The organism is Delftia sp. Lp-1 (assembly GCF_020523835.1).
In the GTDB taxonomy this organism is placed as follows: domain Bacteria; phylum Pseudomonadota; class Gammaproteobacteria; order Burkholderiales; family Burkholderiaceae_C; genus Comamonas; species Comamonas acidovorans.
Genome location: NZ_JAJALJ010000003.1, coordinates 1 through 25,202, shown reverse-complemented (window position 1 = coordinate 25,202; position 25,202 = coordinate 1). Strand labels below are relative to the sequence as shown.

Annotated in this window: 25 protein-coding genes; 7 read left to right on the top strand and 18 right to left on the bottom strand. The window is 66.7% G+C overall.

Annotation, left to right across the window (positions count from 1 at the left end; all coding sequences use genetic code 11):
• Positions 1-63 precede the first annotated feature (63 nt).
• From sugE to LGR64_RS21110, 3 genes are all read right to left on the bottom strand, one after another.
• Positions 64-381: a quaternary ammonium compound efflux SMR transporter SugE gene (sugE, locus tag LGR64_RS21120; protein ID WP_012202617.1), complete on the bottom strand. Its 318-nt coding sequence runs from the start codon at positions 379-381 to the stop codon at positions 64-66.
• A 190-nt stretch (positions 382-571) separates the two neighbouring features.
• Positions 572-1,060 (bottom strand): putative toxin-antitoxin system toxin component, PIN family, encoded by a 489-nt coding sequence (locus LGR64_RS21115; RefSeq protein WP_012202616.1) that lies wholly within the window; start codon positions 1,058-1,060, stop codon positions 572-574.
• Positions 1,057-2,337, bottom strand: coding sequence for a THUMP domain-containing class I SAM-dependent RNA methyltransferase (locus LGR64_RS21110; protein WP_012202615.1), 1,281 nt, complete (start codon positions 2,335-2,337; stop codon positions 1,057-1,059). Before LGR64_RS21110 ends, LGR64_RS21115 begins: the two co-directional genes overlap by 4 nt.
• 115 nt (positions 2,338-2,452) lie before the next feature.
• Between LGR64_RS21110 and LGR64_RS21105 the strand changes: the two genes are divergently transcribed.
• Both LGR64_RS21105 and rocF read left to right on the top strand, forming a co-directional pair.
• The gene (locus LGR64_RS21105; protein ID WP_012202614.1) at positions 2,453-3,526 is read left to right on the top strand and encodes an ornithine cyclodeaminase; all 1,074 of its coding nucleotides are present in this window, start codon (positions 2,453-2,455) and stop codon (positions 3,524-3,526) included.
• 17 nt (positions 3,527-3,543) lie between these two features.
• On the top strand, positions 3,544-4,509 hold the full coding sequence (gene rocF / locus LGR64_RS21100; RefSeq protein WP_141831052.1) for an arginase: 966 nt from the start codon (positions 3,544-3,546) through the stop codon (positions 4,507-4,509).
• 6 nt (positions 4,510-4,515) lie between these two features.
• On the opposite strand, the gene rtcA is transcribed toward rocF, so the two are convergent.
• The 5 genes from rtcA to LGR64_RS21075 are packed head-to-tail and all read right to left on the bottom strand — an operon-like array spanning position 4,516 to position 9,408.
• On the bottom strand, positions 4,516-5,559 hold the full coding sequence (gene rtcA, locus LGR64_RS21095) for an RNA 3'-terminal phosphate cyclase (protein WP_141831054.1): 1,044 nt from the start codon (positions 5,557-5,559) through the stop codon (positions 4,516-4,518).
• 9 nt (positions 5,560-5,568) lie between these two features.
• Positions 5,569-6,384 (bottom strand): nucleotidyltransferase domain-containing protein, encoded by an 816-nt coding sequence (locus tag LGR64_RS21090; protein WP_141831056.1) that lies wholly within the window; start codon positions 6,382-6,384, stop codon positions 5,569-5,571.
• Positions 6,385-6,437: 53 nt separating this feature from the next.
• Positions 6,438-7,655 carry an RtcB family protein gene (locus LGR64_RS21085; RefSeq protein WP_185070646.1) on the bottom strand — a complete coding sequence of 406 codons (1,218 nt, stop codon included), beginning with the start codon at positions 7,653-7,655 and terminating at the stop codon, positions 6,438-6,440.
• Between the two features lie 59 nt (positions 7,656-7,714).
• Complete coding sequence (locus LGR64_RS21080; protein ID WP_034389516.1) at positions 7,715-8,212, bottom strand: hypothetical protein; 498 nt, start codon at positions 8,210-8,212, stop codon at positions 7,715-7,717.
• Between the two features lie 56 nt (positions 8,213-8,268).
• Positions 8,269-9,408, bottom strand: a complete 1,140-nt coding sequence (locus LGR64_RS21075; protein WP_046239905.1) for a slipin family protein — start codon at positions 9,406-9,408, stop codon at positions 8,269-8,271.
• A gap of 697 nt (positions 9,409-10,105) precedes the next feature.
• Here LGR64_RS21075 and rtcR point away from each other — a divergent pair.
• Complete coding sequence (gene rtcR / locus LGR64_RS21070; RefSeq protein ID WP_230356874.1) at positions 10,106-11,713, top strand: RNA repair transcriptional activator RtcR; 1,608 nt, start codon at positions 10,106-10,108, stop codon at positions 11,711-11,713.
• Between the two features lie 38 nt (positions 11,714-11,751).
• On the opposite strand, the gene LGR64_RS21065 is transcribed toward rtcR, so the two are convergent.
• From LGR64_RS21065 to LGR64_RS21025, 9 genes are all read right to left on the bottom strand, one after another.
• Complete coding sequence (locus LGR64_RS21065; protein ID WP_071954006.1) at positions 11,752-13,368, bottom strand: RNA polymerase factor sigma-54; 1,617 nt, start codon at positions 13,366-13,368, stop codon at positions 11,752-11,754.
• 54 nt (positions 13,369-13,422) lie between these two features.
• Positions 13,423-14,211 (bottom strand): LPS export ABC transporter ATP-binding protein, encoded by a 789-nt coding sequence (lptB, locus tag LGR64_RS21060; protein ID WP_012202605.1) that lies wholly within the window; start codon positions 14,209-14,211, stop codon positions 13,423-13,425.
• Positions 14,208-14,870: a lipopolysaccharide transport periplasmic protein LptA gene (gene lptA / locus LGR64_RS21055; RefSeq protein ID WP_013804753.1), complete on the bottom strand. Its 663-nt coding sequence runs from the start codon at positions 14,868-14,870 to the stop codon at positions 14,208-14,210. The genes lptB and lptA overlap by 4 nt, the downstream gene beginning before the upstream one ends.
• A 171-nt stretch (positions 14,871-15,041) precedes the next feature.
• Positions 15,042-15,692 (bottom strand): thiol:disulfide interchange protein DsbA/DsbL, encoded by a 651-nt coding sequence (locus tag LGR64_RS21050; RefSeq protein WP_013804754.1) that lies wholly within the window; start codon positions 15,690-15,692, stop codon positions 15,042-15,044.
• Positions 15,693-15,773: 81 nt separating this feature from the next.
• Positions 15,774-16,463: an SPOR domain-containing protein gene (locus LGR64_RS21045; protein ID WP_012202602.1), complete on the bottom strand. Its 690-nt coding sequence runs from the start codon at positions 16,461-16,463 to the stop codon at positions 15,774-15,776.
• A gap of 20 nt (positions 16,464-16,483) precedes the next feature.
• Positions 16,484-18,181: an arginine--tRNA ligase gene (gene argS, locus LGR64_RS21040; RefSeq protein ID WP_230356872.1), complete on the bottom strand. Its 1,698-nt coding sequence runs from the start codon at positions 18,179-18,181 to the stop codon at positions 16,484-16,486.
• A gap of 54 nt (positions 18,182-18,235) precedes the next feature.
• Positions 18,236-18,682, bottom strand: a complete 447-nt coding sequence (locus tag LGR64_RS21035; RefSeq protein WP_034389505.1) for a DUF2214 family protein — start codon at positions 18,680-18,682, stop codon at positions 18,236-18,238.
• 107 nt (positions 18,683-18,789) lie between these two features.
• Positions 18,790-19,395, bottom strand: a complete 606-nt coding sequence (locus LGR64_RS21030) for a DUF3016 domain-containing protein (RefSeq protein WP_071957015.1) — start codon at positions 19,393-19,395, stop codon at positions 18,790-18,792.
• A gap of 28 nt (positions 19,396-19,423) precedes the next feature.
• Complete coding sequence (locus tag LGR64_RS21025; RefSeq protein WP_013804758.1) at positions 19,424-20,359, bottom strand: LysR family transcriptional regulator; 936 nt, start codon at positions 20,357-20,359, stop codon at positions 19,424-19,426.
• A gap of 304 nt (positions 20,360-20,663) precedes the next feature.
• Here LGR64_RS21025 and LGR64_RS21020 point away from each other — a divergent pair, with 304 nt between their 5' ends.
• The 3 genes from LGR64_RS21020 to LGR64_RS21010 all read left to right on the top strand — a co-directional run bounded on the left by LGR64_RS21020 (position 20,664) and on the right by LGR64_RS21010 (position 23,396).
• A complete protein-coding gene (locus LGR64_RS21020) occupies positions 20,664-22,856 on the top strand; it encodes a malate synthase G (protein WP_192368918.1) in 2,193 nt (730 codons plus the stop codon).
• Positions 22,857-22,936: 80 nt separating this feature from the next.
• Positions 22,937-23,197: a cysteine-rich CWC family protein gene (locus tag LGR64_RS21015; protein ID WP_230356870.1), complete on the top strand. Its 261-nt coding sequence runs from the start codon at positions 22,937-22,939 to the stop codon at positions 23,195-23,197.
• A 10-nt stretch (positions 23,198-23,207) separates the two neighbouring features.
• Positions 23,208-23,396, top strand: coding sequence for a 4-oxalocrotonate tautomerase (locus LGR64_RS21010; protein ID WP_012202595.1), 189 nt, complete (start codon positions 23,208-23,210; stop codon positions 23,394-23,396).
• 63 nt (positions 23,397-23,459) lie between these two features.
• Here LGR64_RS21010 and LGR64_RS21005 read toward each other — a convergent pair whose 3' ends face one another.
• On the bottom strand, positions 23,460-24,089 hold the full coding sequence (locus LGR64_RS21005) for a hypothetical protein (RefSeq protein WP_230356868.1): 630 nt from the start codon (positions 24,087-24,089) through the stop codon (positions 23,460-23,462).
• A gap of 138 nt (positions 24,090-24,227) precedes the next feature.
• Here LGR64_RS21005 and LGR64_RS21000 point away from each other — a divergent pair, with 138 nt between their 5' ends.
• Positions 24,228-24,995: a class II glutamine amidotransferase gene (locus LGR64_RS21000; protein ID WP_099735233.1), complete on the top strand. Its 768-nt coding sequence runs from the start codon at positions 24,228-24,230 to the stop codon at positions 24,993-24,995.
• Positions 24,996-25,202 lie beyond the last annotated feature (207 nt).

The following is a 25,202-nucleotide window of genomic DNA, read 5'->3' as shown; positions in this document are numbered from 1 at the left end:
GAGCCAGGTTCTGAGCCCGGTCCCCGATCTCCTGCCGGCCTGCCCGGCAGGGGGCGGCACCGCTCAGTCCGAGGACAGCTTCATCAGCACCAGGCCCGAGACGATGAGCACGGCCGCGCCGATGCGCATGGCGCTGACCTGCTCGCCCAGGACCGTGATGCCGACCAGGAAGGCGCCCACGGCGCCGATGCCGGTCCAGATCGTGTAGGCCGTGCCCAGCGGCAGGCTGCGCATGGCCACGGCCAGCAGGCCGAAGCTGGCGATCATGGTGACGATGGTGATGGCGCTGGGCACCAGGCGCGTGAAGCCGTGCGATTGCTTCATCGAGAACGCCCAGACCACTTCGAGCAGCCCCGCCACCAACAGATAGACCCATGCCATGGAAAACTCCTTGTGAAGCCGGGTCGTCCCGGCGCATGCATGTCCCGATGTGGGGGAGGCCGTCCTCCTGGCAGAAGGGCTTGCGCCTCCTGCATGGCCGCCAGTTTAGGAGAAAGCCTTCAAGCTGGCCGCACCCAGCCTGTTGCCCCATTGCCGCCTGGGTGGTTGCTGCACAACAGCATCCAGGGCGTCAGGCGGCCAGCGCCTCTTCCTGCTCGGCCAGCAGGATGTTGCCCACGGTGGCGCCCAGGCCGGCCACGCGCTTGCGCAGCTTGAGCACGGCCTTGTCCTTGCTGATCAGCAGCGCCTGGTGCTGGCTGGCCAGGTCCAGGAAATGCTGGTCGTCGGGGTCGGTGCAGGCAAAGCGGATGCGCGGCGCATCGGCCACGTACTCGACCGCTCCGTCAAAGGCCGAGAGCACGCCCTCGACCGTCTTGCCGTAGAAAGCCACGCGCGGCGCGATCTGGCTGTAGTGCAGCACGCGTTCGAGTTCGAGGCGCTGGGCCTGGTCGGCAATCCAGCGCATCTGCCCCTGCTCCACCAGTTCGCGGATGGGGGGGACATGCGGATCGTCGAAGATCAGCATGTCAAGGACCACATTGGTATCAAGCACCACGGGCCGGGGCAGGGGACCTTCGTAGCCGTCGTTGCACTGCGGCCAGCGCAGCACGATCTTCATGGCGCGGCGCCCTCTGCCGGGCCTTCGGCGGCCTTTCTGGGCTTGACTGCGCCACGGATCATGTCGAAGCGGAACAGCCGGCATTCGATGGGGCCGTTCCACATGGGCGTGCGGCGTGCCTCCTTCAGGCGCATCTTGCCGGGCAGCTTGAGGTCGGGCGTGAGCATCCAGGCGCTCCAGCCGCTGTAGTTCTTCTTCCAGTGGGTGGCCAGCTGGCTGAAGAATTCCACGCCGTCCTCGGTCTGGGCCGTCTCGCGGCCCGCGCGCTCGACCACTTCCATGCGCTCGCCGGCGCTGCGGCCGGCCGAGCCGGCTGCGGCAATGCGCTCGCCATAGGGCGGGTTCAGCAGCATCAGGCCGGGCTGCTCGCAGGGCGGCATGCGCTGCAGCGCGTCGCCACCGCGCAGTTGCACGGTCTGGCCCACGCCCGCGCGCTCGGCGTTGCGCTGGGCAAAGTCCACCATGCGGTGGGACACGTCGGAGCCATAGATGGCCACGGGGCTGTCGGGCAGGATGGCGGCCTCGGCCTCGTCCAGCATGGCTTCCCACACATGCCTCTGGAAGGGCACCAGCTTCTCGAACGCGAAGCGCCGCAGGATGCCGGCCGGAATGCGGCGTGCAATCTGCGCGGCCTCGATCAGCACCGTGCCGCTGCCGCAGCAGGGGTCGTACAGCGGCTGGGGATCGTCGCCGTGCGGGTCCCAGCCCGTGGCGGCGATCATGGCCGCGGCCAGGGTTTCCTTGAGCGGCGCATCGCCCTTGTCCTCGCGCCAGCCGCGCTTGAACAGCGCCTCGCCCGAGGTGTCGATGTAGATGGTGGCCTCGTCGGTCGTCAGGTGCAGATGCACGCGCACGTCGGGGTGGCGCGTTTCCACGTCGGGGCGCACGCCCTTCCTGTCGCGGAAGCGGTCGGCAATGGCGTCCTTGACGCGCAGCGCCGCGAAGTTGAGGCTGGTCAGCGGGCTGTGCTGGGCCGTGACCTCGATCTTGAAGCTCTCGCGCGGGGAGAACCAGATCTCCCAGGCCACTTCGCTGGCAGCGCGGTACAGGTCGTTCTCGTTGCGGTACAGGGTCTGCGACAGCTGCACCAGCACGCGCTGGGCAAGCCGGCTGTGCAGGTTCAGCAGCAGGGCGTCGCGCCACAGGCCGCGCACCATCACGCCGCCACGGCCCACCATGAGGTCGTGGCCGCTCAGGCCGGTGATCGCGTGGACCTCGTCGGCCAGAAATCCCTCAACGCCGGCGGCGCAGGGCAAAAACAGATGCAGTTGGTTCATAGCTTGGGTGCCGAGCATACGCGCACCGCGATTCCCCGCGCAGGCGCCAGCCGAAACCCGCTTGCCTGCGCTTCGGCCCGGGCCTACAGTGGAAGCAACCGCGAGGGAGAGCACCATGAAGCCTCGAACCACGCCCGTCCACACGGATTTCCTCGGCGCCACGCAGGCCGCACGCCTGGTGGCGCAGGTCGGCGTTGCCGCCTGCCTGGCCGGCCTGGCCGATGCCATCGAGGAAGACTTCGCGCGCTGGCCCGATTTCGAGAAATCGGCCCGCATCGCCCACCATTCGCCCGGCGGCGTGATCGAGCTCATGCCCGTGTCCGATGCGCTCGACTACGCCTTCAAGTACGTCAACGGCCACCCGGACAACGCCGATCGGGACCTGCCCACGGTGATGGCCTTCGGCGCCCTGGCCGACGTGGCCACGGGCCTGCCGGTCTTCCTGTCCGACCTGACGCTGGCCACGGCGCTGCGCACCGCCGCCACCTCGGCGCTGGCCGCGCGCCGGCTGGCACGGCCGGGCTGCCGCAGCATGGCGCTGATCGGCGCAGGATCGCAGTCCGAATTCCAGGCCCTGGCCTTCACCCACCTGCTGGGCGTGGAACGGCTGCGCATCTTCGACATCGATGTCCAGGCCATGCGCAAGCTCGTGGACAACCTGGGCCATGCGGGCATCGCGGCCCAGCGCATCACCTGCTGCGCCAGCAGCGCCGAGGCCCTGGAGGGCGCCGACATCGTGACCACGGTGACGGCCGCCAAGCACCGCGCCTGCGTGATCGCCGATGCCGACGTGCGCCCGGGCACCCACATCAACGCCGTCGGCGGCGATTGCCCCGGCAAGACCGAGCTGCCCCTGGCACTGCTGCGGCGCGCGCGCATCTTCGTGGAGTTCACGCCCCAGACGCGCGTGGAAGGCGAGCTGCAGCAGTTGCCCGCCGATGCGCCCGTGACCGAGCTGTGGCAGGTCATCAACGGCCAGGCGCCGGGCCGCGGGCATGACACGGAGATCACGCTGTTCGACTCCGTGGGCTTTGCGCTGGAGGACTATTCGGCCCTGCGCTGGTTGCGCGCGCTGGCCCACGACACCGGACTGATGCAGTCGATCGACCTGGTGCCTGCGCTGGCCGACCCCCGCGACCTGTACCGGCTGGTGCGCGAGGCCGGGCAGGCAGAACGCGGCTTTGGCTGACACGGGGACTGCATACCATGGGTCCCATGAGCATGAACACCCATACGACCCCGCAGACCGCACGCGCCCTGAGACTCATAGGCGTGCCCACCGACATCGGTGCCAGCCGCCTGGGCAGCGCCATGGGGCCCGACGCACTGCGCGTGGCCGGCCTGGGCCCGGCGCTGCGCCAGCTGGGCTGCCAGGTGAGCGACATCGGCAATCTGGCAGGCCCGCCCAATCCGCAGACACCGCCCGAGCAGGGGCTGCGCCACCTCGCACCGGCCCGTGCCTGGATGCAGGCCGTGCACCAGGCCGTGGGCCAGGCGCTGGACGTCGGCGAGCTGCCGCTGATGCTGGGCGGCGACCACAGCCTGGCCATGGGCTCGATCAGTGCCGTGGCCGCCCACTGCCGCCGACGAGGCCGCGCGCTTCGCGTGATCTGGCTGGACGCCCACGCCGACTGCAACACGCCCGATATCTCGCCCAGCGGCAACCTGCACGGCATGCCCGTGGCCAGCCTGTGCGGCCTGGGGCCCGCGGCGCTCACCGCGCTGTCCCAGGGCGGCGATCCGGCGCTGGCAGCCGCCTCGCTGTGCCAGATCGGCCTGCGCAGCGTGGATGACCAGGAAAAGCGCCTGCTGCATTCGCTGGGCGTGGAGGTCTATGACATGCGCGCCATCGACGAGCTGGGCATGCGCGAGGTCATGCGCCGCGCGCTGGAAGACCTGGAAGGCAGCGACACCCACCTGCACCTGAGCTTCGACGTGGACTACCTTGATCCCGACATCGCGCCCGGCACCGGCACCCCCGTGCGCGGCGGCCCCAGCTACCGCGAGGCCCAGCTGTGCATGGAGATGCTGGCCGACACCGGACGCCTGGGCTCGATGGATCTGGTGGAGCTCAATCCCGCGCTGGATGTGCGCAACCAGACGGCAGAACTGGTGGTGGATCTGCTGGAGAGCCTGTTCGGCAAGAGCACGCTGGTGCGGGCCGATCGCTGAGGCCGCTCAGGCTGGCGAGAGCGAAACACGCCAGCCGTCGCCCGCTGCATCTGTGGCGAAGCGCACAGGCACAAAGCGCTCGATCACCTCGAAATTGCTGCGCGCATGCGGCGTCAGTTCCGTGCAGGTGTAGCTGGCACCGCGCCCGCTGCGCCAGACGGCCAGCGCCAGCGGCAGGGCCCATTGGTCGGCCAGGTACGGGCCCAGCGCGGCCCGGCAGCCCTGGTGGCGGCGCACCTCGCGCGCCAGGTCATGCGCCACCTTTTCGGCGCTGATGCCCTTCATGCCGAACTGCGTGAACACTTCGCACAGGTGCTCATAGGCCAGCGTGGCCAGCAGCGCGTTGCCCGGCCCCTCGTTCTGGCGCACGGCAGCCACCTGCAGCTGCTCGCCAGACCAGCCCAGGGCCTGGCCCAGATGGTCCAGTTCGCGCTGGGCCACCGCGCGTGGCAGCGCGGGCGCAAAGCATTCGGCATGGCTGGCCACGGGGGCGCCGCGTTCGGTGATATCGAAAGGCATAAGCCCATTGGTTGCCGGCGTGATCGTCACGTCCATCTCGCCGCCACCGGCCGGATAAAAGCCCAGCCGGCGCAGCCGCAGTTCGCAGCGCGCGCCCAGCCTGTGCAGCAGCGGCGCATAGCTGCGCTCCAGGAAGTGGAAGGGCGGCGCGGCCGGGTTGTGGGTGCCGCCGCCCAGGGTCAGGCGGCTTTCGCCGTTAGCCAGCATCAGCGCGGGCCACAGCGTCTGCAGCAGCAGGGTGCAACTGCCCGCCGAGGCGATCACGAAGCGGTACTCGCCCGCACGCACCGGCCCCGGCGCAAATTGCAGCGCCTGCGAATTCATCTCGGCGCCCTGCATCTGCGCGCCGCAGATTTCGGCGGCGGCATTGACGCAGGCCAGGTGCTGGCGCATAAGGCCCGGCTTGGCGCGCCCAGCACGGATGCGCTGCATGGCAAAGGGCTGACCCGTGCACATGGACAGCGCCAGCGCGCTGCGCAGCAGCTGGCCTCCGCCCTCCCCGGCGGAGCCGTCGATCTCGATCACTTTCATTTTTCTCTTTCATTCATTGCCGCCAAAGCGCGCCACGGCATCCCGCAGATAGCGGTCCAGCGGCGCCGCATCGGCCTGCTCCCCCGGATCGGGCGCATGGGCCATGGCATGGGCCAGCTCGCGCTCCAGGAAATCATGGACGCGCACCCGGCGCGGCCCCTTGGCGGCCTCGCCCAGGCGCATCTTGAGCTCCAGCAGCTCGTTGAGCTCGGCCAGCAGGACTGCATCCTCCAGCGTGCCCGCCGCCAGCTGCGCAAAGCGCATGGGCGGCGCACCACGCCCCTCGCGTATCCAGCGCGCGGCCAGCAAGGGGCGCAGCACGTAGAAGTACTTCTTGTAGCGCACCACATCACCCTGCAAGTGGGCACGCAGGTTCTTGCGCGCCATGGCCACGTAGTGGTGGTAGCCGCGCACCGGCGAAAATCCCTGCTCGGCCAGCAGATGCAGGCGCTCGGCCCAGGGCTGCTCCTGCCGGTAGACCACGGGCGAGCGCAGCCATTCGAGCAGCGTGGGGTTGGAGGCGCGCAGCAGCCCCAGCGCCTTGCGCAGCTCCCAGCCGCTGACATCGAGCTCGCCGCTGAGCGGCTGCTCTATGACATCGCGGCCCGGCGCCACCGTCAGATACCAGGGCAGGCGGTGGACATAGATGAAGCGCACGTCATAGTCGCTGTCGGGCGAGGCAAAGCCCCAGCCGCGGCTGCCCGACTCGCAGGCAAACAGCACCGTGACCTCGTGCCTGCGCTCCACCTCGGCCAGGTTTGCCAGCACCGTGGCGCGCATGGCGTCGGAGACCGGATGCGCGCTCAATACCTTCTCTTCCCTCATGCTCTCATCCTGCTTTCTGTTCTGGAGGATGAGAGCCCGGGGCCCTCATCCACTCACCCTTTCACGCACACCACTTGCTTCAGGGTGTGCACCACCTCCACCAGATCCTGCTGCGCGGCCATGACCGCATCGATGTCCTTGTAGGCCATGGGAATCTCGTCCACCACATTGGCATCCTTGCGGCATTCCACGCCCTCGGTGGCCTTGATGTGGTCCGCCACGCTGAACATCTTCTTGGCCTTGGTGCGGCTCATCACGCGGCCCGCACCGTGGCTGCAGCTCTCGAAGCTCTCCGGGTTGCCCAGGCCGCGCACGATATAGCTGCGCGCGCCCATGCTGCCCGGGATGATGCCCAGCTCGCCGCGCCGCGCGCTCACCGCGCCCTTGCGGGTGATGAACACGTCCTGCCCGAAATGGCGCTCCTGCTGCACGTAGTTGTGGTGGCAGTTCACCGCCTCCACATGCGACTCGAAGGGCTTGGCGATCACCTTGCGCACCGTGGCGATGAGGTTGGCCATCATCACCTCGCGGTTGCGCATGGCGAACTTCTGCGCCCAGGACACGCCGCGCACATAGTCGCCAAAGTAGCGGGCCCCTTCCTCGAAATAGGCCAGATCCTTGTCGGGCAGGTTGCGCTGATGGAGTTCTGCATCCTTCTTGGCCAGCTCGATGAAATGGGTGCCGATGGCATTGCCCACGCCGCGCGAGCCCGAGTGCAGCATGAACCACACGAAGCCCGCCTCGTCCAGGCAGATCTCGATGAAGTGGTTGCCGCTGCCCAGCGTTCCCAGGTGCTTGCGGTTGTTGGTGTTGGCCAGGCGTGGATGCAGCTCGCACAGCAGGTCGAACTCATCGGCCAGCGTGGCCCAGACCTGGTCCACCGACACGGGCGGGTTTTCCCAGCTGCCGGGATCACGGCCCCGGTGGCGCGGCACCGAGCCATGCGGCACGGCCTGCTCTATCGCCGAGCGCAGCGGGCCCAGGTTGTCGGGCAGGTCCTCGGCGCGCAGCGTGGTCTTGGCGGCCATCATTCCGCAACCGATGTCCACGCCCACGGCCGCCGGGATGATGGCCTTGATGGTCGGGATCACCGAGCCCACGGTGGCGCCTATGCCCAGGTGCACATCGGGCATGGCCGCGACATGCTTGAACACCACGGGCAGGCGCGCGGCGTTCTCCAGCTGCTTGCGCGCCTCGTCCTCGACGGGCACACCCTTGGTCCACATCTTGATGGGGACGCCGTTTTCCACGTTGTGTTGCAGGTAGTTCATTGCGTTGTCCTTCAGTCTTCTTGTCTGTTCGTCTTGTTTAGGTCTTGCTGCCGCGCGGCTCATCCACGCATCAGGCGAGACAGGTCCCGCTTGCGGATGGCGCTGCCCAGGCTTTGATAGTCCCGCAGCGGGAATTCATGCTCCAGCCAGCGCTTTCTGTATTCCTCTACACCCATGCCGCAATAAATACCGTCCAGCACGCGGTACACGCTGCGCACCACGTCCTCGCGGGCCACCTGCCCACGGGCCAGCACTTCATAGTCATCCATGGCGGTGATGCCCCAGCTGGCCCAGTCCGCGTACTGCCGCAGCTCGTATGAAAGGGTGTCGCGGTCACCCTCCATGCTCAGGTGCACTTCGCCGGGCTCGTCCATGAACACGGCGGCAGCGCGGTGCGCGCCCTTGGCCAAGGCCAGCGCCATGGCGGCCAGATCACCCAGCGAATCATGCAGGTAGGACACGGCACACACCAGGTCCTCCTCGGGCGTGCTGAACTTCAACGTCGCCCAGCCCGCCTTGCCCACCTCATAGCTCCATAGTTCTTCGAATGCGGCCATGGCCGTACCTCTCTTTTGTTTCTTCGTTGTCCGTTGTGTCCCGACCAGCCTGCCGGTCAACGCATCTTCACCAGCCCGTTGAGCACCTGATCCAGCCCGCCGAACACGGAGATCTTGTCGATGCGCTCGGCCACGCGCTCCAGCGTCTCCAGCTCCTTCATGCGCAGGGCCACGGGGTTGTCCTCCATGACCTTGGCCGTGTTGAGCAGCGAGCGCGTGGCGGCCGTTTCCTCGCGGCGGCGGATCACGTTGGCCTGGGCCTGCTTCTCGGCCTGCACCACCTGGGTCAGGATGGCCTTCATCTCGCCGGGCAGCACGATGTCCTTCACGCCCACGCTCTCCACCACCATGCCGAAGGGCTGCAGCTTGGCCGCCATGTGCGCGGTCACCACGTCATCGATCACCGTCTTGTTCTCCAGCAGCTCATCGAGCGTGCGGGTGCCCACGGCGGCGCGCAGCGCGAACTGCAGCTCCCGGTACAGGTGCTCGGCAGGCTTTTGCAGCTGGGCAAAGGCGCGCAGAACGTCGGTGTGGCGATAGGTGGCGCTCAGGTTCAGGCGCAGGCTGACCTTGTCGCGGGTCATGATGTCCTGGCCCGAGACCTCGACGGCCTGCAGGCGCAGATCCACCAGCTCCACGGCAATGCTGCGGCCGAACTTCCAGAACGCATGGCTGCCGGCCTGCAGCAGGCGGTCCACCTTGCCGTCGATGGTCAGCAGCGCGCACTGGCCTGCGGGCACCTGCACCTGCAGCACACCGTTGAGGCCGGACACGCTGCGCTGGCGCAGCTGCGTCTGGGTCAGGCGCGCCGCCAGGGCGGCGGGCAGCTCGGCGCCGGCCTGCAGGTCGACCACCTGCACGCTCACATCCACCAGTCCCTTCCAGTACAGGCGGCGCGTGCCGGGCGGCAGGATCTCGACCAGCACACCGTTTTCGCTGCGCAGGCCCGCCTCGGTCTCGGACAGTTCCACGCGCAGGAATTCGGCGGCCACCACGGCGGGCTCCTGGGCCATCAGGTAGTCGGCCAGGCCGTGCGTGAAGGCGGGCTGCTCCAGGGCAAAGGTTTCCACGCGCAGCTGGTCGGTGCCGGCAAACAGCCAGTGCCGGCCGCTGTGCAGCACGCGCTCGAAATCGCCATTGCGCAGCAGCAGGGCGCGTTCGTTCTTCTTGACGGTGATGCGTTGGATCTTCAGCATTTCTTCTTCTCCTCGTTCGGCGTCTTCGCCGCAATCAACAGGGGTGCCGTTACAGCAGCGGCGGGGTTCCAGGGGGCACGGCCCGGGCCTTGCAGTGCGCCGTGGCGGCAACCCTGGAAACAGGTTGCAGCGTGGCTAGCTGCGGGCGCGGACCGTGCCTGGACCTGGCACAGCCGCCGCCGCTGACGGGTGGCGGCCTGGGGCTGCATCGCAACCCGGTGGCCACCTCCCGCGTTCGGCGGGTGGTCTTTCGACCGTTTCAATAGCCCGGCCTTGCGGCCGGAAGAGTGGACAGGAATCGAACCTGCGACAGTCCTCTTGCGAGGGTGCTCTACCAGACTGAGCTACCAGTGGCTGGCAAGCCTGGAGTCGAACCAGGCGTCCCTTGCGAGACGGTTTCCACAACCTTGCCGTTACCCAGCGCCTGCGGCGTGCGGCATGCGGGAAATCGACAAGCCCCTGAGGGCCCGGACTTCCAGCACCGGCGGGGCGGGCCTTTGCCCCAACCCCGGCCTGTGAGCGGTCACCGCCTGCACTGGATGCCTTGGTTATTGCGAGATGCGTGCCAGCCTGGCCTCAGGCGCCAAACAATTCTTCAACCCATTGATTTATTTGGATAAATCTCAAATCACACTTTTCTTGAATTCGTATTCGATCCAAAGAAACTAGAATTTCAGCTATTCAACTAGACAGAAACATGGAAAAGAAAAAGGTCGTCATCGGCTTTCTGGGTACGCAGCTGGACTCCGGCAGGGGCGCGGGGCGCTGGGAAAAATGGCGGCCGACCCTCTCCCTCATGCAGCACGAGGATCTGGTGGTGGAGCGGCTGGAGCTGCTCTACACGCCGCCCCATCTGGCCCTGGCGCAGCTGCTGCAGGGCGACATCGCCACGGCATCGCCCGAGACCCAGGTGAACCTCGTGCCCATGGACATTGCCGATCCTTGGGATTTCGGCGAGGTCTATGCGCGGCTGTTCGACTGGACGCAGGCCTACCGCTTCGACCCCGAGCGCGAGGAGTACTGGACGCACATCACCACGGGCACGCACGTGGCACAGATCTGCCTGTTCCTGCTGGTGGAGTCGCGCCGCATTCCCGGCGTGCTGGCCCAGACCTCGCCACCCCGGCGCCAGCGCATGGGCGACCCGGGCAGCTATGCGCTGATCGACCTGGACCTGTCGCGCTACGACGTGATCGCCCAGCGCTTCGGCGCCGAGCAGAGCGAGGCCGTGCAATTTCTCAAGAGCGGCATCGCCACGCGCAATGCCGGGTTCAACGCGCTGATCGACGAGATCGAGCGCGTGGCCGTGCGCTCGCGCGCGCCCATCCTGCTCACGGGTCCCACGGGCGCGGGCAAGTCGCATCTGGCGCGGCGCATGTACGAGTTGAAGAAGGCCAGGCACCAGGTGCAGGGCGACTTCGTGGAGGTCAATTGCGCCACGCTGCGCGGCGATGGAGCGGCTTCGGTGCTGTTCGGCCACAAGAAGGGGGCGTTCACGGGCGCTGCGGCCGACCGCGCCGGCCTGCTGCGCAGCGCGCACCAGGGCGTGCTGTTCCTGGACGAAATCGGCGAGCTGGGGCTGGACGAACAGGCCATGCTGCTCAAGGCGGTGGAGGAAAGGCGCTTCTATCCCATGGGCAGCGACCGCGAGGTCAGCAGCGACTTCCAGCTGGTCGCCGGCACGCACCGCGACCTGCGCATCGACGTGGCGCAGGGGCGCTTTCGCGAGGATTTGTTCGCGCGCATCAACCTGTGGTCCTACGCGCTGCCGGGCCTGGCCGGGCGCCCCGAGGACATAGAACCCAACATGGACCACCTGCTCGCGCGCTCGGCCGACGAGACTGGCCAGATGGTGCGCTTCAACGTAGAGGCCCGCGAGCGCTATCTGCGCTTTGCGCGCTCGCCCGAGGCGCTGTGGAGCGGCAACTTCCGCGACCTGTCGGCCAGCATGACGCGCCTGGCGACGCTGGCCGACGGGGGGCGCATCTCCACGGCCCTGGTCGATGCCGAGATCCAGCGCCTGAAGTGGCTGTGGCAAAGAGGCGATGCCGTGCAACCGGCCGGCGCCAGCCTGCAAAGCCTGCTGTCTGCCGAAGTGCTGGAGCCGCTGGATCTGTTCGACCGCATGCAGCTCGAAGCGGTGCTGCGCGTGTGCCGGGAGTCACCTTCGCTGTCCGATGCGGGGCGCCGTCTGTTCGACCGGTCGCGCACCCAGCGCAGCGTGCTCAACGATGCCGACCGCCTGCGCAAGTACCTGCTGAAATTCGGCTTGAAGTGGGATGCCGTGGCCGGTCGAACGCCATAGACACCACGGTGGCGCGATGGCGAGTTTGCGCGCCTGGGCTACAGCGCCTTGCGCAGCGTGGTCGGCGGGATCTTGAGCAGCTCGCGGTACTTGGCCACCGTGCGCCGCGCGCATTCGATACCCTGCTCCTTGAGCATGTCGGCGAGCTGGTTGTCCGACAGCGGCTTCTTGGGATCTTCGGCCGCGACGAACTGCTTGATCAGCGCGCGCACGGCAGTGCTGGAGGCATTGCCACCGGCCTCGGTGCCCAGGCCCGAGCCGAAGAAGTACTTGAGCTCGTAGGTGCCCTGCGGCGTGGCCATGTACTTGGCCGTGGTCACGCGGCTGATGGTGGATTCATGCAGGCCCAGCGCATCGGCAATGTCGCGCAGCACCAGCGGGCGCATGGCCAGCTCGCCATGCACGAAGAAATTCTTCTGGCGCTCCACGATGGCCTGCGACACGCGCAGGATGGTGTCGAAGCGCTGCTGGATGTTCTTGATGAACCAGCGCGCCTCCTGCAGCCGCTGCTGCAGCGCTGCATGGCCTTCGCTGCCCCTGTGGCTGCGCAGCGCGCTGGCATAGATGTCGTGCACGCGCAGCTTGGGCATGACGTCGGGGTTGAGCTGCACGCTGAAGTCCATACGGCCCGCGCCGCTGCGCACGGGGCGCACGATGACGTCGGGCACGACGATCTGGCGCTGCACGTCGGCAAAGCGCCGGCCCGGGCGTGGCTCCAGTCGGGTGATCAGCACCAGCGCCTCGCGCAGCCGCTCCTCGCGCGCACCGCACAGGCTGGCGAGCTTGCGCAGGTCGCGCCGCGCAAGCAGGTCCATGGGCTGGGCGCAGATGTCCAGCGCGGTGCGCAGCACGGCCTGCCGGTCTTCGTCCTCGGCACTGCCGTTGCCTTCGCGCTCGGCATCGGCCAGCTGGTCGCGCAGTTGCAGCGTCAGGCATTCGGCCAGGTCGCGCGCGCCCACGCCCACGGGCTCCAGGCTTTGCAGCAGGCGCAGCGCCACGGTGAAGCGGTGCACCAGTTCCTCGCACTCCTCCAGATCGTCGCCCGCCAGGCCCTGTGCCAGCTCGTCGAGCGGGTCTTCCAGGTAGCCGTCGTCGTTGAGGTTCTCGATCAGAAAGCGCAGTGCGGCGCGGTCCACCTCGCCCAGGCGCAGGCTCAGGGCCTGGCGGTGCAGGTGGTCGGTCAGGCTTTCGGCGCTGCGTGCCAGTTCGGTGGCATCGGCCTCGTCTTCCTCGCCCTGCCCGCGCGTGCGGCTGGAGGGCGCATCGCTGCCCCAGTCGCGGTCATCGTTGCCCGAGTTGGTCTGGCCGTCGCCTTCCCAGCTCAGGGACTCGGCCGTGCCGGAAGTCTCCACGGCATCGCCGGAGGATGCGTCCGACGAGGGCTCCCACTCCACCGCCGCCGAAGGCTGGTCTGCGCGGCTTTCCTGGAAGGACTCCGTGGCCTCGGCGCCGGGCGCGGCAGGCTCGCGGGTGCCGGCAGCCGCATCGTGATCGCCTTCCTCGTTCGCCAGCTCCAGGAAGGGGTTGTCGCCCAGCATCTGCTCCACTTCCTGCGCCAGCTCCAGCGTGGACAGCTGCAGCAGCTGTATCGACTGCTGCAGCTGGGGAGTGAGCGAAAGATGCTGGGAGACGCGCAGCGACAGACCGGGCTTCAAGCGGCAGCTCCTTCGCGCAGACAGTCTCGCAGACGGGCCAGGCAGGGCATGGCGCTACATCCGGAAGTGTTCGCCGAGGTAGACACGCCGCACTTCGGCGTTGTCCACGATCTCCTCGGGTGTGCCCTGGGCGAGCACGTGGCCGTCGCTGATGATGAAGGCATGGTCGCAGATGCCCAGCGTCTCGCGCACGTTGTGGTCGGTGATCAGCACGCCGATGCCGCGCGCCTTGAGAAAGCCGATGATGCGCTGGATCTCGATCACGGCGATGGGGTCGATGCCGGCAAAGGGCTCGTCCAGCAGGATGAAGCGCGGCTGCGTGGCCAAGGCGCGCGCGATCTCGACGCGGCGGCGTTCGCCGCCCGACAGCGCCAGCGCAGGCGATGCGCGCAGATGGTCCACGCGCAATTCCTGCAGCAGCGCCGTCAGGCGCTCCTCGATGACGCTGCGCGCCAGCGGCCGGCCCTGCTCGTCCCTTTGCAGCTCCAGCACGGCGCGCACGTTGTCCTCGACGCTGAGCTTGCGGAAGATCGATGCCTCTTGCGGCAGGTAGGACAGGCCCAGGCGCGAGCGCTGGTGGATGGGCATGTTGCCCACGGCCTGGCCGTCGATGAAGATGTCGCCGCCGTCGCTGCGCACCAGGCCCACGATCATGTAGAACGAGGTGGTCTTGCCCGCGCCGTTGGGGCCCAGCAGGCCCACGACCTCGCCCTTTTTCACGGACAGCGACACATCCTTGACCACCTTGCGGCTGCCGTAGGACTTGGCCAGATGGCGTGCCTGCAGGCTGCTGCCCTGGTCGGCGCGTGCAGTGGCAGCCGGGGCTGCGGCTTGCCCGCTCATCGCTTGGTACCGCCGAGGCTGTCCAGGCTGTTGCTGGGCTGCAGGGACGTGCCCGGCGTGCCCGCTGCGGGGGCGCGCGGCTGCGAGCCCGGCGTGCCTTCCTTGGGCGCCAGCACGGCGCGCACGCGACCGCCCTGGCCGGCCGTGGAGCTGGGCTGGCCACCGCTGGTCTTTTGCCCATCAACGGTGAACACGTCGGTGAGGTTGTTGTAGACGATGATGGAGCCGGTGATCTCGTCGCTGAGCTGGCCACCGCGATAGCGGCGCAGTTCGCCGCGGCGAATGAACTTCACGAGGTCGGCCTTGCCGTCGTATTCGATGACCTCGCCCTCGCCTTCCACGAACTCCTCGGGCTGGCCCGGCACGGTATCGCGCTTTTGGCGGAAGAAGGCACGCTTGCCCGCCTCGGCCGTCACCACGCCGTACTGAAAGCCTTCAGGGTCTTGCCGCACATCGAGCTGGGCGCCGCGCAGCACGATGGTGCCCTTGGTCATCACCACGTTGCCAGTGAAGACGCTGGTCTGCTTGAGTTCGTCATGGCGCAGCGCATCAGCCTCGATGTTCATGGGCTTGGTGCTGTCGGCCTTTTCGGCCTGGGCCATACCGGCGAAAGCCGCCAGGGCGGCGGCGAGCAGGAGGGAGGAAAGTCGTTGTTTCATGGAGGGCACGCTTCTTGCATCCATTGTAGGGGGTGTCGCGCGCAACCGTTCCTGGCGTCTTTCAACGCGCACGGAAAGCGCTGACACAAAGGCACAAAAAGAGGTTTCCAAAAGCGACAGGCCCGCGCAATGGCGGGCCTGTCGCGGCTTGGCTGGGCCGAGGCCCGGGCCTCAACCCTTGCGGCTGGTGGCGATCAGCTGATCGACCACGCGCAGCACATTGGTCATGTTCCCGGCCTTGGTGCCGTCGGTGTAGTAACGGCCCGCCACGCCCATGGCCGGCACGCCTTCCACGTCATAGTCCTGCTGCAGCTGGGTGGCCTTGCGAACCTGGTTGGAGACGCTGAAGGAGTTGTAGACCTCCTTGAACTTGGCAACGTCCACGCCCTGCTTGCCGACCCAGGCGAAGATCTCGTCGTCCTTGGCCAGGCGGTTGCGTTCCACATGGATGGCGTGGAAGGCGCGCGCATGCATGGTGTCCAGCAGGTTCATGCCTTCGAAGGCGTAGTAGAGCTTTTGCTGGGGCACGAAGCTGGCGTTGAAGGCCACGGGCACGCGGTGCACGACCACGTCGGCCGGCGCCTGGTTCTTCCAGGCGGCAAAGGTGGGCTCGAACGCATTGCAGTGCGGGCAGCTGTACCAGAAGAACTCGACCACCTCGACCTTGCCGGCGCCGGCGCTGGTGGGTGCGGGCTTGGCCAGCTTGATGTAGTCCTTGCCCTCCTTGGGCGCTGCGGCCTGGGCCTGTGCGGCGGAAGTGCCCAGCGTCAGTGCGCTGGCAGCGGCTGCCGAGGCAGCCAGGGAAAAGTCGCGGCGATTCATCAAAACAAACTCCTCGTTCAATGCTGCAGGTTAGGAGGCAGGGGCCCGCCAAAAGTTCAGCGCTCTTGTCGCAACGCGCTTTCAGCGTGCGGCGCGCACCAGCGTGGACTCGACCCCGGCGCCATCGAGCTTTTGCTTGAGCTGCTCGGCATCGTCGCGCTTGGTGAACGGACCCACACGCACGCGGAAGATGGTGATGCCGTTTTGCTCGCGCTCGCTCACGCGCGCCTCCCACCCCAGCATGGCCAGCTTGGCGCGCTGCGCATCGGCATCGCCCTGGCTGCGGAAGGCGCCGGCCTGCACGAAGTAGTTGAAGGCGGCGTCGGCCTTTTCCGCCTTTTCCGCCTTCTCGGCGGCGGCGGAGCGCGACTTGACCAGGTCACCCAGCGGATCGGCCGAGCTCTTGCCATCGGCCTTGGTTTCGGGCTTGGCGGGCGGCTTGGCCGGGTCCACGGGCGCGGGTGGCGGAGTCACGCCTCCTGCCACGGCGGGCGGGGTGGGGGCGGTTGGTGCGGTGCTGCCAGGGAGGCTGGGCGTGACGGCGGCCGGTGGTGGCGGCGCCGGGTTCTTGCCCTGCAGCGGCGCGTTGGGGTCCCAGTTCTTGTTGCGCTGGGCCTCGGCCGCGTCCTGGTCGGCCGTCTTGCCGCCCTTGGAGAGAAAGGGCACGGGCACCTTGGTCACATAGACGGCGACGGCCAGGGCTGCTGCCAGCCCGACGATCATGCCGATGATGAGACCGATGACGGTGCCCCCACGTTGCTGTGTCTTCATAGATCGCTTGTCGCTCGAAGTTACATGCGTTGCGGGGCCGAGACGCCCAGCACTGCCAGGCCATTGTGCAATACCTGGCGCGTGGCCGAGATCAGCGCCAGGCGGGCGAGCTTGACCTTTTCGTCGTCCACCAGGATGCGTTCCGCGTCGTAGTAGCTGTGGTACAGCGAGGCCAGTTCGCGCAGGTAGAACGTCACGTCGTGCGGCGCATTGCCTTCTGCGGCCGAGGTCAGCATGGCCGGGTACTTGGCCAGCTGCAGCATCAGCGCCTGGGCCTGCGGGCCTTCCAGCGCCGACAGGTCCACGTCCTTGAGCGTGACCGCGTCACCCCCCCAGGCGGCCAGCACCGAGCAGATGCGCGCATGGGCGTACTGCACGTAGTACACGGGGTTGTCGTTGTTCTGGGCCACGGCCAGGTCCACGTCGAAGGTGTACTCGGTGTCAGGCTTGCGGGACAGCAGGAAGAAACGCACCGCGTCCTTGCTGGTCCACTCGATCAGGTCGCGCAGCGTGACGTAGGAGCCGGCGCGCTTGCTGATCTTGACTTCCTCGCCGCCGCGCACCACGCGCACCATGGTGTGCAGCACATAGTCGGGATAGCCGGCAGGGATGCCCACGTCGGCGGCCTGCAGGCCGGCGCGCACGCGCGCGATGGTGCCGTGGTGGTCCGTGCCCTGGATGTTGACGACCTTGGAGTAGCCGCGCTTGAACTTCTGGATGTGGTAGGCGACATCGGGCACGAAGTACGTGTAGTTGCCGTCCTGCTTGCGCATCACGCGGTCCTTGTCGTCACCGTAGTCGGTGGACTTGAGCCAGAGCGCGCCGTCGAGTTCGTAGGTATGTCCGCCCGCGATCAGGCGCTGCACCGCGTCCTCGACATAGCCGTTGGTGTAGAGGCTGGATTCGAGGTAGTACTCGTCAAAGTGCAGGTTGAAGGCCTGCAGGTCCTTGTCCTGCTCGTTGCGCAGATAGGCGACGGCGAACTGGCGGATGTTGTCGTAGTCCTCGACATCGCCGTTGGCCGTGAATTCGCGGTCATCGGCCTTGACGGTCTTGCAGGCCAGGAAGTCGTCGGCGATGTCCTGGATGTAGGAGCCGTTGTAGAAGGCCTTGCTTGCCGGATTCTCGGGATCGATGGGCCAGCATTCGTCACCGGGCTTGAAGCCCTTGGCACGCAGCTGCGTGCTCTTGGTCAGCGTGTCGATCTGCACGCCCGCGTCGTTGTAGTAGAACTCGCGGTGCACGCCCCAGCCCTGGGTGGCATAGAGGTTGCAGATGGCATCGCCCAGCGCGGCCTGGCGGCCATGGCCTACGTGCAGCGGGCCGGTGGGGTTGGCGGAGACGAACTCGACCAGCATCTTTGCGCCACGGTCGGCCAGCCAGCCGAACTTCTCGGCCTGCTCCAGCACTTCGCGGATGATTTGCTGCTTGGCGGCGGGCTTGAGGCGGATGTTCAGAAAGCCGGGGCCGGCGATCTCGATGGCATCGACCCAACGCTGGAAGGACTGCGTGGCCTCCAGTGCAGCCTTGAGCTGCTCGCCCAGCGAACGCGGGTTGAGCTTGAGCGGCTTGGCCAGCTGCATGGCGGCCGTGCAGGCGAAATCGCCATGGGCAGCCACCTTGGGGGATTCAAAAGCGGCACGGGCACCGGCGCCGGGCGACAAAGTTTCAAGCTCGCCGGCCAGAGCCGCGAGCAGTTCCTGTTTGACGGAGAGCATCGGCGGATTCTACGTGGCAGGCCCACCCCATGCCGCCGGACAGGAAAACGGAGCCTACATGCCCCGCGCCCAGAACACCGCGACGACGGCGATCACGGGCACCACATGGGCCTGCCACATCACCCAGCGGCGCGTGCTGGCGACCTCGGCCGGCTGGGGCAGGCCCTGGCCGGCATCCAGCGCGCGGCGCCAGCGCCGGAAGGCCAGCGTGGGCTTGATCGACAGCAGCGCGCCGACGACAAACAAAGTCATCTTCAGATGAAACAGTGGCTGCGAGACGTACCAGGACATGCCCTTGACGCCCCACACCAGACGGGCGATGCCGGTCAGCACCAGGAAGACCACGGCAAGGCCATAGATCATGTCCAGCCGCGCCAGACGCTGCACCACGGCGGCGCTCATCCACTCGCTGCGGCACAGCGCCGCCTGGCTGGACAGGAACACCACGAAGGTGAGGATGGCCAGCAGGTGGAGGCTGGCCAGGATGGCTTCTATCGTCATGGGGAATCCGTATAGAAATTGGGCCTCTTGGGCCAAGCGTCCATTACGCCAGAAACGGGGACTGCCATCGTGATGTCCGAGGCAATCGGTAGACCACTGCGGTCCGGTCAGCGCCCCAGTTCCGCGCGCACCCAGTCGTCCAGCAGCGTCTTTTCGTAACGCAGGGGATCGTTGGGATAGAGGTCCGGGCGCATCATGAAGCTGGCGTCGCGCAGCTGGCGGCTGCCTTCTCGCAGCAGCTTTCCATCGGCTCCCAGCAGCTTGAAGCGCAGGTCGATGCGCGGTGGGTAGATGTCGCGCACGATGCGCACATCGGCAGCCTGGGGCCCGCGCCAGGGCTCGAAGCCGCCTGCGCGCTGCACATCGGTGAGGTGAACTTCAAGCCGCTGGCCCTGGGGCAGCCTGGGCGCGGCACGCTCGGCCAGGAACTGGGCCAGCGCATCGACCCAGGCGCGGCGCGCCTTCTCGGACTCCTGGGGTCCGTTGCGCCCGGCGTCGAACCGCGAGGGATCGTCAAAGGTCACGCTCACGATGCCGGCAGGCACCGCGCCCTGCCGCATCCCGTCCGGCCGGCCCTGCCCCGGCCCCTGGACGGCGCAGCCCGCCACCATGCCCAGGCAGGCGGCTCCCAGCGCCATGCGCATCCAGCGCCGCCGTCCTGGGGCCGCGCCCTGCGTTGCGGATACCGCTTTCGTCGCGATCGACACTGCCATGCTCATTCCTCCTTGCTGGGCGGCCCGCTCAGGCCGCGTGGGTACGCCGCCAGAAATCCGGCTGCTCGTAGTGGTGCTTGAGATAGTCGATCCACAGCCGCACACGCAGCGGCATGTGCTTGCGCTGGGGAAAGACGACAAAAATGCCATTGGGCGGTGCCGCGAAGGTTTCGAGCACGGCCACCAGGCGGCCCGAGGTGATCTCGGCCTCGACCTCCCAGGTGCTGCGCCAGGCGATGCCCCAGCCGCCCAGGCACCAGTCGTGCAACACCTGGCCGTCGGAGCAGTCCAGCGGGCCGCCCGGCTTGAAGTGCACGACCTCGCTGGTGCCGCTGTCGGGATGGGGGATGCGAAAGGCCCAGCCACGCGTCTGCGAAGCGTCGCTGGACAGCGTCAGGCAGTCGTGCTGGGTCAACTCACTCGGGTGGCGCGGCGTGCCCCGGCGCTCCAGATAGGCAGGCGTGGCCACGCACTGGCGCCGGTTGTCGGCAATGCGCACGCTGACCAGGGCCGAGTCGGGCAGATCGCCCACGCGCACCGCGCAGTCAAAGCCTTCGCCGGCCAGATCGACCACGCGGTCGCTGAGGTTCAGGGAAATCGTCACATCCGGGTGCAGATCCCGAAAGAGCGGCACCAGGGGCGCCACGTGCCGCCTGCCAAAGCCCGCCGGCGCCGTGATGCGCAGGTGGCCCGTGGCCTTGACCCCGCCCGCGCTGACACTGGCCTCGGCGTTGGACACATCGGACAGCAGGCGCTGGCAATCCTCAAGAAAGGCGCTGCCCTCATGCGTGAGGGAGATGCGCCGCGTGGTGCGCACCATGAGCTTGACGCCCAGGTGCTCTTCCAGGGCATCGAGGCGCCGCCCCATGATGGCCGGCGCCACGCCTTCCGCCTTGGCCGCTGCCGTGAGGCTGCCGCGCGTTGCCACCGATACGAATGACTCGAATGCCTTGAGCTTGTCCATGACCGCTGTCCGTTTCTTTTCCGTGTTCTTGTGGGGCATGCGACCGCACACCCGTCTCCTGTGACTCGCCTTTTTGCATAGTGGGCACTGGCTGTCCTCCATGTGCACCATGCATAGGGCTGCGCGCCAAAGCCGGCCGGTTTTGGCGCGCGCATAACCTTCCCACATTTTTGCGTAAAAGTCACGAGTTTTAAGATTTATGGTCTATTTATGTACGCAAATAAATCTAATAAAGTATTCCTTATAGTCAGGCCCGAAAAGGGTCTGCCAAGCCTTTCCATCCATCCAACCCGGGGTTCCCACCATGACCGATCGCACCCAAGCCCACAGCCTGCAGGTCGCTACAGAGCTGCACCGTTTCATCAATGAACAAGTGCTCCCGGGCACCGGTGTCGCTCCCGAGGCGTTCTGGAAAGGCTTCGACGCGATCGTCAACGATCTGGCTCCTCGCAATGCCGCCCTGCTGGCCGAGCGTGACCGCCTGCAGACCGAGCTGGACACCTGGCACAAGGCCCATCCCGGCCCCATCACCGACATGGCCGGCTACCAGCAATTCCTGACGCAGATCGGCTATCTGGTCGAGCAGCCCAAGGATGCCAAGGCCACCACCACCAACGTGGATGCGGAACTGGCCATCCAGGCCGGCCCCCAGCTGGTCGTGCCCATTCTCAACGCCCGCTATGCGCTGAACGCCGCCAACGCGCGCTGGGGTTCGCTGTATGACGCGCTGTACGGCACGGACGCCATCGGCGAAGACGGCGGCGCGGAAAAGGGCAAGGGCTACAACCCCGTGCGCGGCGCCAAGGTGATCGCCTTCGCACGTGATTTCCTGGACCAGGCAGCCCCGCTGGCCTCGGGCTCGCACAAGGATGCCGCCGGCTATCGCGTGGAAACTGGCCAGTTGGTCGTCGCGCTCAAGAGCGGCGGCACCACGGGCCTGAAGAACACCGCCCAGTTCGTCGGCTACCAGGGTGAAGCCGCGGCGCCCTCTTCCGTGCTGCTGCTCAACAACGGCCTGCACATCGACATCCGCATCGACAAGACCACGGCCATCGGCCAGACCGATGCCGCCGGCGTGGCCGACGTGGTGGTCGAAGCCGCCCTGTCCACCATCCTGGACCTGGAAGACTCCGTGGCCGCAGTGGATGCCGAGGACAAGGTGGTCGGCTATGCCAACTGGCTGGGCATCCTCAAGGGCACGCTGACCGAAACCTTCGACAAGGGCGGCAAGAGCATGACGCGCGGCCTGAACGCCGACCGCGAGTACACGGGTGCCGATGGCAAGCCCGTCAAGCTGCATGGCCGTTCGCTGATGTTCGTGCGCAATGTCGGCCACCTGATGACCAACCCGGCCATCCTCTGGGGCAACGGCAAGGAAATCCCCGAGGGCATCCTGGACGCCATGGTCACCACGGCCATCGCCGTCCACGACATCAAGGGTCTGGGCGCCAACGGCATCCGCAACTCGCGCACGGGCAGCGTCTACATCGTCAAGCCCAAGATGCACGGCCCCGCGGAAGCTGCCTTCGCCAGCGAGCTGTTCGGCCGCGTGGAAAAGGTGCTCGGCCTGCCCGAGAACACCGTCAAGCTGGGCATCATGGACGAGGAGCGCCGCACCAGCGTCAACCTCAAGGCCTGCATCGCCGCCGCCGCATCGCGCGTGGCCTTCATCAACACCGGCTTCCTGGACCGCACGGGGGACGAAATGCACACCGCCATGTATGCCGGCCCCATGGTCCGCAAGGCCGACATGAAGGGCAGCGCCTGGCTGGCCGCCTATGAGCGCAGCAACGTGCTCGTGGGCCTGGGCCTGGGCCTGCGCGGCAAGGCGCAGATCGGCAAGGGCATGTGGGCCATGCCCGACCTGATGAAGGCCATGCTGGAGCAAAAGATCGGCCACCCCAAGGCCGGCGCCAATACCGCCTGGGTGCCCTCGCCCACGGCCGCCACGCTGCACGCCCTGCACTACCACCAGGTCAACGTGGCCGAAGTGCAAAAGCAGCTGGAGCAGACCAATGCCGACGCCGAGCGCGCCACCATCCTGGCCGACCTGCTGCAGGTGCCCGTGGTCAAGGAAGACAAGTGGAGCGCGGCTGAAAAGCAGCAGGAGCTGGACAACAACGTCCAGGGCATCCTCGGCTATGTGGTGCGCTGGGTGGACCAGGGCGTGGGCTGCTCCAAGGTGCCCGACATCCACAACGTGGGCCTGATGGAAGACCGCGCCACGCTGCGCATCTCCAGCCAGCACATCGCCAACTGGCTGCAGCACGGCATCGTGACCGAGGCCCAGGTGCGCGAGACCTTCGAGCGCATGGCCGCCGTGGTTGACCAGCAGAACGCGGGCGATGCGCTGTACAAGCCCATGGCCGGCCACTTCGATACCTCGATGGCCTACCAGGCCGCCTGTGACCTGGTCTTCAAGGGCAAGGAGCAACCCAGTGGCTACACCGAGCCCCTGCTGCACGCCTGGCGCCTGAAGGTCAAGGCAGCCGCCTGACACCTGGCGGCGCCCAAGGCTGCAAAAGCACCCAGGCTTGCCTGAGGTGCTTTTTTCATGGGCCTACACTCGGAATCACGATGAGTGCCCCTCCCCCCGATGCCAGCCTGTGTCCGCTGTGCGGCCGCAGCAATCAATGCGCCATTCTTGCGGGCGTTGATCCGCTGAACTGCTGGTGCATGGACACGCCAGTGGCACCCGATGCATTGGCCCGCATTCCGGAGCCCATGCGCAACAAGGCCTGCCTGTGCCCCGCCTGCGCTCTCGGCACCGACAAGCCTCGACCGCCCGCGTCGGCCGATATGATGTCGCCGACCCAACCCCTAGAACTTGATCCCTGAGGAGATTGACATGCCCACGTACCACGTCGAAATGATGGAAGGCCGCACCGTCGAACAAAAGCGCAAGCTGGTCGAAGAGATCACGCGCGTCTCGGTCGAAGTCCTCGGTGGCTCGCCCGAATCGGTGGACATCCTGATCACCGACATCAAGCGCGAAAACTGGGCCACGGGCGGCAAGCTCTGGTCCGAACGCAGCTGAGGATCTTTCGCTCAATGCATGCAAAAGGCAGCTTTGGCTGCCTTTTTTCATGAAACCTGGTCTTTAATCCCGTATTTCCATGAGTGCCTGCAGTGCACTCCCAGCCACCGTCCAGGGCACAGGCATGGAGGCATCTGGCTTCCAGTGCCTGGCAACGCCATCCATGGACACCTGGGTCAGGGCTACCTGGGTAGCACCGGCAGCATGGGCCTGAACAGCCGCATCGGCCATGCACGCCACATAGCCGGCGACATCACCACTGCGAAAAAGAGCCCAGGCCCCTTCAACACATTGCAGCTGCATGCGTTGATCTGCGTTACCTTGCTGCAGTTCTCCCATGAACAGATTGCGCGTGGCTTCGTACGTTGTGGGAGCGGCGCACAGCAGTGCAATGCGCGATTCGGGGTCACTTTGCAAGGCAGCGGCCACCTTGCGGGCCAGCATGCCATCGGCACGCCAGACCTTGCCACTGCGGCAATCCGCCACGGCCGGGCCCAGGGTCGAGCAGGTCAGCAGCACGGCATCGATATCGGCATGGTCTGCCAGTGCATCGAGCTGCCCTGCCGTTTTCTGCCGAAGCGACGCATTCATGCCACCTGCAGCCTCCGCTTCCAACAGCAGCGCCTCATGTACCTGATGAGTGATCGAGTGAGCCGGCCAGCCCAGTTCGGCAGCAGCCTGCTCGAAGATCACGGCGTTGCTGTGCGCCGTATGCAGACAAAGGATGGGCATGGGTGTGTTCCGTTTTTTTGCCGTTGCCCCGCATTGTGCTTGCAGCTGCCGCGCCAGGCGTTAGGCTATGGCTTGAACTACGCAAACAACGATACCGCCATGTGCCAGCTGCTTGGAATGAACTGCAACACGCCCACCGACGTGCGCTTCAGCTTCTCGGGGTTCACCCAACGGGCGGGCAATACCGGCGACCATACGGACGGCTGGGGCATCGCCTTCTTCGAGGACAAGGGCCTGCGCCACTTCGTCGGCTATGAGCGCGCCATCGACTCACCCATCGCCAAGCTGATACGCGAGTACCCGATCAAGAGCCGCAACGTCATCGCCCACATCCGCAAGGCCACGCAGGGCGCGGTAAGCCTGCAGAACTGCCACCCCTTCGTGCGTGAACTGTGGGGTCGCAACTGGGTCTTTGCCCACAACGGAGATCTCAAGGGCTTCGCACCCAAACTGCACGCCCACTTCCATCCGGTAGGCAACACCGACAGCGAGCAGGCCTTCTGCTGGATTCTTCAGGAGCTCTGGAAGTCCCATGCCGGCCTGCCCAGCGTGCAGGAACTCACGCACACGCTGCGCGAACTGGCCAAGCGCATCTCGCCGCACGGCACCTTCAACTTCCTGCTGTCCAACGGCGAAGCGCTGTGGGCCCATGCCACCACACACCTGTGCTACATCGAGCGTCGCCACCCCTTTGCCCAGGCCCATCTGTCGGATGAGGACCTGACTGTGGACTTCGCGCGAGAGACCACACCACAGGACCGTGTGGCCATCATCGTCACAGCGCCGTTGACCAAGAATGAAACCTGGACATCAATCCAGTCGGGCGAACTCAAGGTCTTTGTACAGGGTGAATGCCTGCCGCTCTGAAGCACTGCGCATTCAGGATGAAAAAAGAGAGCGCGTCAGCGCTCTCTTTTTCTGGGATGTCCGTTTTGGATGTTCGTTTGGCTATCCGTTTTGGCTGTTCAGCCTGTTTCCCCGTTTCCTGCACCCCAATGCAAAAAACCCCGTAGCTTTGGGCTACGGGGTTTCTTGGGCTGTAAGAGCCTGACGATGACCTACTTTCACACGGGA